This window comes from Hoylesella buccalis ATCC 35310, from assembly GCF_025151385.1.
Classification (GTDB): domain Bacteria; phylum Bacteroidota; class Bacteroidia; order Bacteroidales; family Bacteroidaceae; genus Prevotella; species Prevotella buccalis.
The window spans coordinates 2,726,911-2,741,359 of sequence record NZ_CP102287.1 but is presented as its reverse complement, the minus strand read 5'-3'; the positions used below and the strand labels follow the sequence as shown (position 1 = coordinate 2,741,359).

The window sequence follows — 14,449 nt, the reverse complement described above, 5'->3', positions numbered from 1 at the left end:
AAAAGGTTCATGACGCACACACGAGCCTTACAGGGATTACATCCCATCCATCAACACGTTTCAGAACAAGATATCTATTTTTAGTGACAAAATGAGTAAATTTAACATAGCAAATTCGCAAAACTGGCAAAGCATATTAACGAGGATAATACTCGTGGTGGTGACCGTTGTACTCATTGTATGGAGCCTTCCACGCGACACGTCGCAGCAGTTTCATTACGATGTGGACAAGCCTTGGATGTATCATTCATTCATTGCCACCTTCGATTTCCCCATCTATAAGACAGATGAAGCCATCCAACAGGAGAAAGACTCGCTGATGCAGTATTTCCAACCTTACTTCAATTATAAGGCAAGTGTGGAGAAAGAGCAGATAGAACGGTTCAAAAACGACTTCAAGTTGGGCGTGCCAGGCTTGCCAGCGGCCTACATGCACATCCTTTTGGATCGTTTCCATCGACTCTATCAGGCAGGCATTATCAACACACCCGAATATAATCGGTTCGCAAAAGACTCGACCAACATGGTCAGAGTGGTAAATGGCAAGGCGGCACAGAGCGTTCAAGTCAATTGCGTTTACTCTACCTTATCGGCCTACGAACAACTGTTTGCCGACAACAAGCTGGCTCCTTATCGCCAATTGTTGCAGCGATGCAACCTCAACTTCTACCTACAGCCCAACTTGATTTATGACAAAGACCGAAGTGAAACGGAGCTCAACGACCTTTTGAGTAGCATTCCAATAGCCAGCGGCATGATGATCAGCGGACAAAAGATTATCGACCGGGGCGACATTGTTGACGAATACACCTATCGGGTATTGAACTCATACGAGCGAGAGATGAAGCGCAGAAACGTTTCTGACCAAGAAACCAAGACTACTTTCTATGGCCAACTGCTCTATGTCAGCATCCTCATCATTCTGTTCACGGTCTATCTGTCGCTTTTCCGCAAAGACTATTTCAGCAAGCCGCGCAGCATCATGATGCTTTATGTACTCATCGCATTGTTTCCCATCCTTGTTTCACTGATGATGAAGCACAGTTTGTTCAGCGTGTACATCTTGCCATTGGCCACCGCAGCCATCTTCGTGCGCATGTTCATGGATTCAAGAACGGCGTTTGTCACACAGTGCATCATCATCTTGATCTGTGCAGCAGCGGTGAAATATCAATACGAATTTATCATTATGCAAATCGTTGCGGCCCTGGTAGCCATCTATTCCCTACGCGAACTCACACAACGCTCGCAGGTATTCAAGACAGCTATCCTCGTAGGACTGTCGTATGCAGTGGTTTATTTCGCGCTACAGCTCATGCAAAACAGCTCGCTCGACAAGCTTGACATCGACATGTATTACCACTTTGCCGCTAATGCCGTACTGCTGTTGCTGTCTTATCCACTGATGTATGTCATCGAAAAGATGTTTGGCTTCACGTCCAATGTCACGCTATTCGAGCTGTCCAACACCAACCGGGGCATCCTTCGCGACCTCAGCGAGATAGCTCCCGGCACCTTCCAGCACTCCATTACCGTGGCCAACCTCGCCGCTGAGATTGCCAACAAGATTGAGGCCAACGCCCTATTGGTACGTACCGGCGCCTTGTATCATGACATTGGGAAGATGAACAACCCCGCTTTTTTCACCGAAAATCAAGTGGGAGCCAACCCACACGAGGGTCTATCGCCGAAGGAGAGCGCCCGCATCATCGTGAGTCATGTGCCTGACGGCGTGAAATTGGCTGAGCGAAACAACCTGCCATCCTTTATCAAAGACTTCATCTTGACCCATCATGGCACCAGTACGGCAAGTTATTTTTACATACAATACAAGAACGAACATCCCGATGAGGAGGTAGATCCTACACCATTCTCCTATCCTGGTCCCGATCCTTTCACGCGCGAACAAGCCATCTTGATGATGTCCGACTCTGTTGAGGCTGCCTCCCGTTCACTTCCCGAGTACACGGAAGAGAGCATCACAGAGCTTACCAACAAAATCATTGACGGACAAGTGAAGCGCGGTGCCTTCACCGATTGCCCCATTACCTTCAGGGATGTGTTGCAAGCCAAGCAGGTATTGATAGAACGACTGAAGGCCATTTACCACACACGAATATCGTATCCGGAAGAGAAAGTTAGCAGCACGAATTAAAAGAGGCCTCTACAAGTTAGATGTAGACTCTACCTCAGCGGAAACATTTGATACAGACCATGACCTTGGAGTCATAGACAAATAATCTATATGCCTACGCTCGTTCACGGACACGTAGGCATATAGATTGTTCGATAAAATACATGTAATGCAACAAATATAGCTACTTTTTCACAGGAAGGGTGTACAGAATCTTACCATCCTTGTTGATGGCATAGAGGGTGAGTTGTTGTTTGTTGGCACTAATCACTGTAAATCCTGTGGATGCATCGCACCAATGGGTGCCATCTGTTGGCTGTACAGGACGTGAGAGAGCTGCTGCAGAGTTGACCCAATAGTTTATATTGTCACCTTTCTTCTTGATATATTGAAAGTTGTGTATATGCCCACAGCCATATACCGACACATTGGAATGTCGCTGAAGCACGGGCAAAAGATATTTCTGCATGTCGGCACGTTCTTTATCCGACTTCGAAGTCTGTGCATAGATGGGATGATGACCCACACAAATCACCCAATCTTCGTGTGCAGCAGTCAACGTACTGTCCAACCATGCCAGCTCTTGTTCAAGGTTTTGTAAATGAGCATCAGGATAAGTTTCGACATTCTTTCTATATTTACTGATAAGGGGAGTAGTGTCGAGAAAAACGATTCGCACCGTACACCCATCACCTTCGAATACTTTGGAGTAGTATCGAGCTGGCATTACCCATCGACGACTCACGTGAGCATAATCGAGTACAGCTTGGGTATTGCCACGATATTCGTGATTACCCAAAACAGGATACCAAAAACACATCAGCTCTGGATGAGAATAGATTAGCTCATAATTTGTCATCCACAAAGGATCGGTAACGCTTTGTACGCCATTGAAATGATGAATATCACCTACAGCAATCACTGCCTCGGGGCCAACAGTTTCCGCCATAGTACCCATCAGTTGCGCGATAGTTTTCTGGTCGTAATAACCATTACGTCCCATATCGTTCACCCAATACAGGTTGACAGAAGCTTTCATTTGTTTCCAATCAGCAGGGGTTTGTGCTTGAGAGGAAATGAAAGAAAAAAGTAAGGTAACAACAAATAGTATCTGTTTGAAAAACTTGTTCATTTTCATGTTGATTGATGTTTATTTTGCGCCAAATGCTCCAAAGAAGTTGCTGGCCACGGATGAAGAGAAATAATAATTTTGGTCATCAGTATTGCTCACCCATTTTACTTTCTTCATGCCAAAGAAAGCCAATCCACGGGGAAAGTTAGGCTTCACTGCCGAAAGTGCACCAATGAGTTGAGGCGCGCCAGGCTTAAGATGAAAGTCCCAGGCTGGGTTCCATTTCAATGGAGCTCCATTAGCAGGATCATCGCTCTCACAGTTGATATTCATCTTATCGTTTTGAGTAAACTTAATAAATAATTTGGATAAATCCTCTGGAGCATGACTGGTGAGATTGTTGTCATTCCAAACTATCATCTTGAAGTCTTTACCTTGCTGTTTCACTCCTGTATTTGTGGATGCAAAGAAATAATTGGGAGAAAGCACACTGTTGTCTATATCAGCCCCATCCTTACCAGGTTGACGGATTCCATAACGGTTGTCAACCATTAAATTATTCACAAAAACGGGCGCAATAGCTTTCTCGATCCATACATTTCCACCTTTCTTATTCTTCGTTCGGCGCCATCCGCAGTCAATAGCTGTATTGTTGTAGATGACAAGTTTCGATGCAAAGTTTTTCTCTACGCCCGACCCAGAAAGCTTAAACGCATTGGTACAGGCATTGTATATCAGGTTGTAGGCAATGTCGAGTATGCATCCCGATTTCACATTGATAGCTTCACCGCCATCACTCTCGTTACCACTATCGGCAAACACGGACCCATAAATAATTCCATTACCACCTGTGAAATAAGTCTGGTCATTGTAATTGTCATGGAAGAAACAGTTAACGACAGCAAAGCGACCTTTGGTATTGCAGAAATGGAACGCAGGAACCCCGCCATCAATGGTGGTCTTGAACAATTTGTTTTGAAAAGAAAGGGAGCTTTCCGTGGGAGTAGCACCAGCATGGGCTATCTCAGTATGGCTTAACACCACCTCTTCACAATCGTATCCACAGATGATACCACCCCAGTCGTTGGGCTTGCCTGTATCCGAACTGATGACTACCGGTTTCTCTTTCGTGCCCATAGCGTAAAGGTTTCCTAATGCCACAATCTCTATAGGATGATCTTCCAAGGGCTTCGAGCTGACTGTGACCTTCACACCAGGCTCGATATAGAGGGAAGCACCTGCAGGAATCTTGAACGAAGAGGTGAGTGTAGTGTCATGTGACCAAACGATAGAGCCTGTGGGATAAGAGGCTATGGTCGTCTTCACTGTATTTGCGTCACCAGTATTGATGGTTATCGTATCGGTTTTGGCAGCGTAATCGTATGGATTAATGTTTTCATTTTCACACGAACTCATGCCTCCCATAAGGGCTACAGCTAATATGCTTACAAACAAATTAAATCTCTTCATATTGAATTTTACAAAAGTTGATAATTACAAATTTACTCTCACTCCAACCAGAAATGTGCGTCCATATTTGTAGGTTCCTACAATGGTACGGTCGTTTGGTTGTCCTGGTATCTTGGTATTAAACTCATTAACGGTTTTTAGGTATCTTTCGCGTTTGGAGTTTAGTAGGTTGTTGGCTTTAACAAATAAGGATATGCCATTGTTGAAACGCTTCTCCCCACTCAGGTCAAGCGAAAAGAGATGCTTTTCCCATTCGTCTGAGTCATAATAGGGAGATACTAATACTAGTTGTGTCCCAGTATAGGCTGCTGCCAATTGTCCATTCCACCCATGTTGCGTATCTTTATAAAGCAAAGATAAATTAGCGGTATGTGGTGCCTGATTGATAAGTGGCCTCGTTTGATCAACATTCTCCACTTGATTCTTTGCAATATAGCGTTTCTTGGTCGTGGTGATGGCTGAATGCGTATAAGTATAGTTGGCCTTGAATCCAAAGTGGCGGATATACTTCACCACATCAAGCTCAATACCATAATTTCTAGCGTTACCAAGGTTTTGAGGCATATAGTAGCTGGCATTACCCTGACGCTGGTCTACATCGAAAGTTGTCTCAATCGGGTCTTTGAGATACTTATAAAAAACACCCAAAAGCACCTGTTCATCTTGCGATGGTAACCACTCCCAACGCAGATCGAGGTTGTCAATACGTGCACATTTTAATAACGGATTACCCTTCTCTGTGTAGTCCTCACCATCCACCTGATAAGGCACAAGCTCATAGAATCCAGGGCGGTTGATGCTTTTGTAATAACTAAAGCGTAGATTCATCTTATCCTTGAAGGTCCAGCGAAATGAAACAGACGGCAGATAATCCCAATACGACTGTTCACCAAGAGAACCCGTTGTCTCAAAACGTTGCAACATTGTGTATAGTTGGTTGGTATGCTCGGCACGAAATCCAGCAACCAACTCATAGATTGGCGAAGTAAGTGTTACCATACCGTAGATAGCACCTATTCGTTCTTTAGAGTCGTAATTGAGTTGTGAGGCTTGCGAACGAGGTGTTTTGAGTGTCCAGTCAATTCCATGAAACGCATCAATATCATTAGAAGGCAGCAGGATACCATTATCTGAGGGTACAGATATGTAAGAGTAATATCGATTGTTACGCTTCTTGTTGCGATACATAGCACCTGTTTTCCACACCGCTTTCAGTCCTTCTCTGAAAGGAGTCGCCCACGAAAGATTGACATAACCCGTCCAGTCCTTATCGTCGTTATGCTGGAAACGACGCTCCTGTGATGCTGGGAATATCTTAGTAACCTTGCCTCCTGTCACCGTGTTCTTGATAGTGGTATAGATACGGTCAGGATCTTTCTCTCTGGCATCTGCGAAAAGTCCTGCCCAATCTACAGTGAGGTTACGCGTGAAATGATGCGTTCCCTTGATATTTGATGCAAAGATATTCTGCGTTTGTGTCAGAGTACGCATCTCATCCGCACGTGTCCAGTTGCCATTTGCAAGGTCAAAGTCGTAGTCAGTCGTGATATCCATGCTGTAGCGTGTATTGTCCGCTTGACGACGCACGTACATATTATACCACTCTATCTTATGATTATCAAGTGTGAAGTCAATCTTTCCATGCACGCCCAGGTTGAGATCGTGGATGGAATAGAGCCTCTTCTTGATGGCACTGATATAGGCAGCTTCCTCACCGTTAGCCATCACCTCCTTATTGAGCTCACGTTCGGTGCCACGATACGTATTCTGCAGGTTGGTAGCAAATATCACGCCAAGCTTTTTATCCAAAAACGATTGCCGATAGAGATGCCTGCGTGGACGTTTGGCATTGGTACTCTGCGGCGTGAAAGCTGCGTTCCACCATTCTTAAAGTCGGCATTGGTCGCATCATACGTACTTCCATAACGCTCGTATGGTGCCGTAGAGGTAGTATTTCCACGCTTCGCACTTAAAAAATCGTAACTGATTTGTCCGAATGGAGATTGTGTTTTATCGCCTTGCCAAAAGAAATCGCTTGCCCCTGTTGCTACATTCGCTTGAAGTCTGAAACTGCCTGGCGCATCTTTCATATTCATATCTACCACGCCACCCGCAGCATCGCCTTCCATATCGGCAGTGAGCGACTTAGAGACAATTATCCTGTCCATCAAATCTGAAGGGAAGATATTCAAGGGAATATAGCGATTTTTGTCATCAGGACTGGGTATTTTCACGCCGTTAACCAAGGTATAATTGTACCTTTTGTCCATTCCTCTTAGAATGGCATACGAGGCTTCACCCGACGCATCGTGCTGCATTGTTACGCCAGAGACACGTTGCAGCACTGTTGCCACATTGACATCAGGTGACACCTGAATGGCTTGTGCACTCATCACGTTGAGTACTTGCGACGAATTTTTCACCATCGCATAAGCACTTACATCGGTGTCTTTTGTTCGAAATCCCTTGACAACCACTTCTTTTAGTTCTTGTAGTTCTGGTTCCAGCTCCAGATGAACGGACTTTCCTGTGGACATATCCACCTGAACCTCCTTGGATTGATAACCAATATAGCTGGCTATCAACGTAATGGTGCCTTGATTGGGCAGATCTTTCAACACGAAAGAACCGTCCAAGCCTGTAGAGGTGGCATGATGTTTCTCACCTTTCACTTGAACTACGGTACCAATGAGCGTCTCACCTGTCGACTTATCTTTCACTACACCCGTCAAAGAATCAGCAAAACAGACAGGAATGATGCCTAAAATCAGCACTGTCGTTAAAACAATCTTCTTCATATCGTTAGCTTGTTCACTTTTACGAGTGCAAAATTAGGACATAGATGTTACAATCATGTAAAAGAAATATTTCATCACCATGAAAAAGAAAAGCGGGATATTTTCATCTATCTCGCTTAAAAAAGAAGCAATATCGTCCAACGATATTTACAGCGGATCCACGTCATAGTACACTTGCAGGGCGGCATAACGCTTGTCCTGCAAGAGCTGTTGCTGCACGGTACGCAAGTAAAGGCGCACAGCCTTTTGGTCAATGCCGTTCTCCAGTTTGATGACAATCTTGCGGATGTGCAGGTTTTTAACGCGCGCTATCGAAGGTTTGTCAGGACCTAAAATACGGTCACCCAACCCTTGTCTGAGCCTACTGCCCATCTCTATGCCGGCCGTTTCTACCACATCGTCGTGCCGGTGACGCAAAAAAACGTATACCAACCGATAGAAGGGCGGATAAGAAAACATTCTCCGTTCTTCCAACAGTGCCTCATAAAATCCCTGATAGTCATTCCCTACAACCTGTCTGATGATGGCCAAGTCCTTGTTTTTGGTCTGTAAGAACACTTTTCCCCGCTGTCCTTTACGCCCAGCCCTGCCGCTTACCTGCGCCATCATCATGAAGGCGTGTTCGTAAGCGCGAAAGTCTGGATAGTTCAGCATGGCGTCGGCGTTGAGTATTCCCACCACGCTAACCCGGTCGAAGTCGAGCCCTTTGCTCACCATCTGCGTACCGATGAGCAGATTGGTGCGACCGGAAGAGAAATCATCGATAATCCTTCCGTAGGCATTGCGGGTGCGCGTGGTGTCTAAGTCCATGCGGGCGACACGCGCCTCGGGGAACAATTGTCCCACATACTCCTCCACTTTCTCCGTTCCAAAGCCACGACCACGCAGGTCGGTGCCGCCACATGCGGGACAAACCGTGGGTATGCGATAGGTGTAACCACAATAATGACAGGTCAACAAGTTCATGCTTTTGTGCATGGTGAGCGACACATCACAATTGGTACACTTGGGAACCCAACCGCAAGTGCGGCACTCTATCATCGGTGCGAAGCCGCGTCGGTTCTGAAACAGTATCACTTGCTGCCCATTCTTCAACGCTTCATTCACCGCAGCGATAAGCGGTGGCGAGAAAGGTCCCGTCATCATCTTGCGCCGTTGCAGATCCTTCGTGTCCACTACCCTAATCTCCGGCAGTTGAATGTCCTTGTACCGCGAGGTCAAGGTCACCAGTCCATATTTGCCCTGGCAGGCGTTATAATAGCTTTCCACCGACGGTGTGGCCGTCCCTAACAAGGTCTTCGCGCCATACATCCTTGCCAATACGATGGCTGCCGACCGTGCATGATAGCGTGGCGAAGGGTCTTGTTGCTTGAAAGAAGTTTCGTGTTCTTCATCAATGATCACCAACCCGAGCCGCTGAAAAGGCAGAAACACGGCACTGCGCGCGCCCAATATCACCTCGTAGGGATGGTGCGAAAGCTGTTTTTTCCATATTTCAACACGTTCGGCATCGCTATATTTAGAATGGTAGATGCCCAGTTTGTTGCCAAACACATGTCTTAGCCTACTGGTAATTTGCACCGTGAGGGCTATCTCCGGCAACAGATACAGCACCTGCTTCTTTTCCTCGAGTGCCTTTTTAATAAGGTGTATGTAGATTTCGGTTTTGCCACTGGAGGTGACGCCATGCAGTAAAACCACGTTTTTCTTGAGAAATTGAAAAACAATTTGGTTGTACGCTTCTTGCTGAGCCTCATTCAAACGTTTTACATTTTCAAGATGTTCCTCCCCATGATCATTGAGCCGTCCTACCTCCCGCTCGTAGGTGAACAGTATTTTACGCTCCACCAGGCTCTTGATCACGGCATACGAACAGCGCGACACGTTCATCAACTCCTCCCGGGTGATGTCCACCACCGGCTCCGCCGTCTGCGTTCCTTCTATCGTTTCCCAGTGTGAGATGCGCAAGAAGTGCATGAGAGCCTCTCGCTGGTTGCGCGCTCGCTTCAACAGGTCAAGGGCCACATTCAGCGATTGCTCGTTGCGCAGCGGCTCGCACAGGTCAATATACGTCTCCGTACGAGGCTTATAGTTCTCCTCCACCTTCAGTCCGGCGGGCAGAGCGGCATTGTACACGTCGCCGAGCGGGGCCATGTAGTACCCCGACAGCCACTGCCACAGCTGGTATTGCTGCTCCAGAAGCATGGGTTGGTCATCAATCACGTCAACGATGTCTTTAACGTTAAAGGCGGGTTTGTCCTGATGCACCCTCACCACAATGGCGGTATGCACTTTCGAGGCACCAAACGTCACGGCCACACGCACGCCAAACCGCACCCGCTCGGCCAAGTTGTGAGGAACCGAATAGGTGAACGTGCCTTCCAAAGGCAGCGGAACAATGACATCTACATACTTCATGAGCATGCCACAAAGTTAAGACAAACGAGAGAAAGAACAAAAAAATAGCCGCCCAAACTCAAACTGATGGGTTGTAAAAGACCTAAAAAAGGTGTTTTTAAAACTTGTGTTCCACCTATTTTTCGATAGAATACAAGTTTTAAAAACACCCAATATCTTGACACTTTTCAGATGTTATTTCACCACTTTAAAGGTCTTCGTTTGTGTGCCACAAACCACTTTTACCAAGTATAGTCCAGGGGCTACGCTTGCAAAATCAACCTGATTGTTACCTTTCTGAGCACGTTGTTGAGCCATCAAGAACCCTTGTGAATCAAACACCTGAATGCGTCCGTCGGTTGGAAGGTCTACATGGAGGTAGTCGATAACAGGATTTGGATAAACCTTGACAGCCAGATGAGGCGTCTGAATCGCATTCACACCGGTTGCTACCACGTCTGAATAGAACAGTTGGAACTCTGAAATCTGGCACAGTTCCCCGCCTTTATTCTCATCGAGTTGCAGACGATAATACGCATAGGGTTCTGAATTGTCGAAAGAATAGAACTGTGTGGTGTGCCGATCGTAGAACAACTCATCGTTACGCTCATCCAGTACCACCCAATGGTTGCCGTCATGGGAGCCTAACACCTTCCAAGATTGCGGGTCACGATCAGGATTGTCGTTGGCTGAGGTAAGGCTGTACAGATTGGCCTTCATGCCTTCTGCTGCCTGATAGTCAACCCACGATTCGCCATAGAAGCTGAAACAGTATTTGCTGGATGCCGCCTTGTCAAACAACTTATCAACGGCTTCACCACCATTCACACCAGGAACATAGCAGGATGTGGCTCCTTCCTGACTGGTTAAATCTTGATTTGACACACACAGCCCATGGAGTTGAAGTTCACCCAGCATAACAGAAGTGGCACTTGCATGCGCTGTTTTCTTCACCAGCAAGCGATAATAAACATACGGGTCGTCATTGGTCATTTTGAAAGTACGCAAGGTTCCCTTTTCCTTGACATTGCTCGCATTGCCTTGATGCAACACACGCCAGTTGGTTCCATCGTTAGATGCTTGCAATTGCCATGTCCTCGGATCTTTTTCTGCATCATAACCCATGCAAATAGAATAAGCCCTGACCTGGGCTGGCTCGGGAGTTTGGTATTGTACCCATGCCTCGTCCTTAAACGGTAGCTCTGCATACGTGCGGGCATTGTTATCGGTCAGCACCTGCAAATCAGCATGATTGGCCCCATTGGATGCCGTGAGCTTACCGCCATTCTTGGTAATATCGTTATAAAGCGGAGCGCTCGACATGAGTTTTCCAATGAGTTGCCACTCATGTAGTGCCGTATGGGTGGCGCCATGGTTGCCGGTAATTACCAGCCTGAAACTCTTATAAGCTTCTTGAGAGGCAACGGTGTAGAATTGTGTACTCTGCTCAACTGGGAAGGTTTCATGGCGCTTGCGGTCAAGCTCCGTCCAGTTTCGGCCATCACTGGATCCGTAGAGTACCCAACCAGCTGGATTGTCAGCAGCCTTTGAATCACCGTTAGTCAAACTATAGGAGGTTAGCACATAGCTTCCAGCAGCCTTATATTCAATCACAACATCCTGATTTGCGTCAAAAGATGCCATGGTAGAGGCGTTTTTGTCAATCAACGAAGAACCTTCTGGGTGCATCATACTGCCGCCATCGGCTGTGATATCATCGCTCAAGAGGCAGGTTCCCAGGAGTTGCCACTCGCCTATATGCAACGCTTTGCCGCCGTTTGTTGCGGTAACGAGTAGGCGATAATCCGTAAAAGTCTTGTTGGTATTCACGCTGAAGTGCTTGTTTTGGCAACGCATGGCAAACGCTTGCGCTTCTTGTGTATCAAGCGTTGTCCAGGTCTGACCGTCATTCGATCCCTGCAAGGTCCAGCTTTTGGCATCAAACGATGCGTCACCAGTGCCACTGCCTATCGCATATCCCTTCAAAAGTGCGGGTGCCACAGAACGATAATGGAACATGGCTTGCCCTTTGAAAGCAGGCACCGTGGCCGAAGTTGTCAATCGATTATCGGTCAAACTGCCCAAGTCGTACACCTGTTGATCGGTCTTAAGCTGCCCACCATTATCTGTTATGTCGCCAGGCAATGCTTCCCGATCGGTACCAAACTGCATTTCAGCCAACCTGAAGTTATCCACCGCCGCAACATTCTCCTTGTTCACGAATTTCAAATAAACCTGATGCATACCGTCTGTCGGTGCAACAGGTGCGGTAACGGTCTTCCAACCGGGCGTGTTGGGAATGGCAGCTGTGCCGATGCAGGGGCCATCTATACTGTCTAAATGAACCTCAATGGCACATTGATAACTGGCGTTGCCCAACTCGGAGACATAGAACGACACCGAAGTTGCGGGTTGGCCACCAAAGTCAACCCAGTTATATCCCACATAATAATCATTCTTGATATTTGAAATCTCCAAGGGCGATTTTCCTGAATTGCTGTCCTTCAAATAGACACCTTGTATCGCATTAAATTCATCTGCGCGAACAGGCTGAAACGCATCCTTGACAATACGACTGTCGTTCAGTGGTGTATTGAACGCTACGGACACGGCTGTGGAACATCCAAAAGGCTGCTCGCCAACTTTTTTGTCACCAAACATAAAGTCTTCACGCGACTTTGTCAGCCATGCAGAGTGAATCACGCCACGAGAATTCATGTTGCTGTAAGCCTGCATGGCGTTCTTTTGCATCCATTCCACATACTCGGGCTTGTTCAAATCGATGATGAACTTTCGCACATAGCGCATCAAAATGCCTTTAAAGCCTGATAAATCGCCGTCCACCACTTGACAAACATTGATGATACCTTCTTGGTTACAGAGATGCTTCACGGTGTATTCCATGATTCGCTCTGCATCTTGCTTGTACTGTTCGTCGCCATAATGGTTGTAAAGCATGACGGCTGCGCCCAACATGGTGCCTTGATTGTAGGTAGAGGCCCATCGATTGTACTTGGAAGGCAGATTGGTTGTCGCGTCCCAGATAAACGAATCAAACACTTGTCCCGTAGACGCATTGAATAAATACCGGCGTTGTTTGGCATAAAGGTCGCGGGCTTTGGCATAATAGGTTTCATCACCTGTGGCCATGGCAATATAACAAGCGGCTACTTCAGCCGGACCGTTGATACACGAGTTGGTGCCGTTGCGGTCGCCCGAGCGTTCTGCCCACCGCAGCATGCCCCATGGGTTGTACGCCCGTTGATAGATGGCGTCAAAATTATTTTTAGCCAATTGGGTGTAGATGGTTGAGCCAGTGAGAAGTCCGGCACGAGCAGAAGCGATGATCATCCACATCACGTCGTCGTTGAAATCTTGTCCATTCCATCTATACCCAAACCAAAAGTGTCGCAACCAATTGTCCTTTACCTTAGACTTAAAATAGTTGAAGCCTTTTTTAAATAGGTCTAAATACGCTTCTTGGCCAGACGTTTCGTACGCGTCCAACATGGTTTCCAGCATTTCGGCATCGCCCCATCCGCCGCCAATGCCAAACGAAACGTTGGCACCACGGGGTCGCACAAACTGTTTGGTCCATCCATTCATCACCTCATCTCTCAGCTCACGAGTGATTTTGTTGATGGGTTCAACCTCCACCAACTGCCATATTTGAGAAGGTTCGGCCCCACCTGTTTGATTTTTTTGAACCACATCAACCGACAATGTCGCACCATCATTCGTGCTGGGGGTGGTGATACAATACAATTGTCCGCCGTCCTGCTGTACCAGTTGATATTGAGCAGCCTGACCCACCACGGCTTCTACCCTCCATTTGGAGGAAGAAAAGGTGCTGAAAGTGGTTTGGTACAATTGTGAAGTCTTGCCCAACACGCCTCTCCGGGTCAAGAACTTACCACTATATACATTCTTGAATGCAAAAGAACCGTCGTCATTGCGCACCGCCTCCCATTGCTGAGAAGGCACATTCATATCGGTCCACAGCAAGATGTTAGCATTGTTTGCCAAGGATGAGTTTTCAATCAAAAGCGACTTGTCTTTCGCTCCAACAGAAACAATGCGGTAAGTCTTGCCCTCAAGCACAGCACTCCAAGCCAGGTGCATGAGGGAACAGAACACGCTTAGTAATAAAAATTTCTTCATTGTCGGTATCATAGGTTGATGATATTGTTAAGATCTAGTGTTGCCGCAAAGATACAACAACCATCTGATAAATAGGAGAAAAAACTTTATTTTCTTGCAGAATTTAACATCCCATCAACGGCTCTTACATGTAAAAAGATTACTTGTTGGCAAAACAATCATTTGATTTGTTTTAACAACAAATTGAACAAATGGAACGAATTCGATGGCTTGGTTCAATGAACGCAAGCGTTCACCGAATGAAGCAAATTTGGCAAAGACACACAATATGTTTATGTCGGCTGTTTTGTTTCATTCGCAGAACGCTTGCGTTCATTGCCGCGTTTACGTCATTCGTTACGTTTGTTTCATTCGTTGTTCAACAACATAACCCGTAAACGAAAGCCTCCTTCCTTGCCGAAAGGATGTAGCAACCAA

Annotated in this window: 7 protein-coding genes; 1 reads left to right on the top strand and 6 read right to left on the bottom strand. The window is 46.6% G+C overall.

The features are described from left to right. Nucleotides 1-91: 91 nt before the first annotated feature. On the top strand, nucleotides 92-2,155 hold the full coding sequence (locus tag NQ518_RS11285; RefSeq protein ID WP_227205275.1) for an HD family phosphohydrolase: 2,064 nt from the start codon (nucleotides 92-94) through the stop codon (nucleotides 2,153-2,155). Between the two features lie 163 nt (nucleotides 2,156-2,318). Here the strand turns inward: NQ518_RS11285 and NQ518_RS11280 are convergent, their stop codons facing one another. The 6 genes from NQ518_RS11280 to NQ518_RS11255 form a co-directional block, all read right to left on the bottom strand. Next, a complete protein-coding gene (locus tag NQ518_RS11280; protein WP_227205277.1) occupies nucleotides 2,319-3,266 on the bottom strand; it encodes a metallophosphoesterase in 948 nt (315 codons plus the stop codon). 18 nt (nucleotides 3,267-3,284) lie between these two features. Further along, complete coding sequence (locus NQ518_RS11275; RefSeq protein WP_227205279.1) at nucleotides 3,285-4,676, bottom strand: hypothetical protein; 1,392 nt, start codon at nucleotides 4,674-4,676, stop codon at nucleotides 3,285-3,287. 24 nt (nucleotides 4,677-4,700) lie between these two features. Further along, the gene (locus NQ518_RS11270) at nucleotides 4,701-6,485 is read right to left on the bottom strand and encodes a TonB-dependent receptor domain-containing protein (protein WP_227961823.1); all 1,785 of its coding nucleotides are present in this window, start codon (nucleotides 6,483-6,485) and stop codon (nucleotides 4,701-4,703) included. Further along, nucleotides 6,464-7,474, bottom strand: coding sequence for a TonB-dependent receptor (locus tag NQ518_RS11265; RefSeq protein WP_227961825.1), 1,011 nt, complete (start codon nucleotides 7,472-7,474; stop codon nucleotides 6,464-6,466). The genes NQ518_RS11270 and NQ518_RS11265 overlap by 22 nt, the downstream gene beginning before the upstream one ends. 147 nt (nucleotides 7,475-7,621) lie before the next feature. Continuing rightward, nucleotides 7,622-9,892, bottom strand: coding sequence for a replication restart helicase PriA (gene priA, locus NQ518_RS11260; protein WP_227205283.1), 2,271 nt, complete (start codon nucleotides 9,890-9,892; stop codon nucleotides 7,622-7,624). A gap of 174 nt (nucleotides 9,893-10,066) precedes the next feature. Continuing rightward, complete coding sequence (locus NQ518_RS11255) at nucleotides 10,067-14,032, bottom strand: glycoside hydrolase family 76 protein (protein ID WP_227205285.1); 3,966 nt, start codon at nucleotides 14,030-14,032, stop codon at nucleotides 10,067-10,069. Nucleotides 14,033-14,449: the final 417 nt, after the last annotated feature.